At 60.6% G+C, this 274-nt stretch carries 1 pseudogene; it reads right to left on the bottom strand.

Going from position 1 to position 274, the window contains the following annotated elements:
• A pseudogene (locus V0R37_RS22150) lies at window positions 1–274 on the bottom strand (bifunctional nicotinamide-nucleotide adenylyltransferase/Nudix hydroxylase); the annotation flags it as partial.

The raw sequence follows: 274 nt of genomic DNA on the forward strand, positions 1-274 counted from the left end.
TCGCCGGTGGCGTCCGGGGAGCGAAACAGCCGTTCTCGAATCTGGCTGGCTGAAATGCCTTCCACCAGCGGAACGCTGACCGATTCCCACTGAGGAAACAGCGAAAGATAGTAGCTCGATTGGCCACGGCTGGCTCCGATCAGTCCGATACGTGGCAGACGAGCCTTGGCGGGGGTAGCCAGGTCACGCACCTTGCGTTGCACATCCCGCACCCAGACATCGTCATTATAAAGAGCGTCCAGCAGTGGGGTGATTTCCAGGCGGCGGTTCTCGG

This window comes from Pollutimonas rozaliensis, assembly GCF_048751585.1.
Classification (GTDB): domain Bacteria; phylum Pseudomonadota; class Gammaproteobacteria; order Burkholderiales; family Burkholderiaceae_B.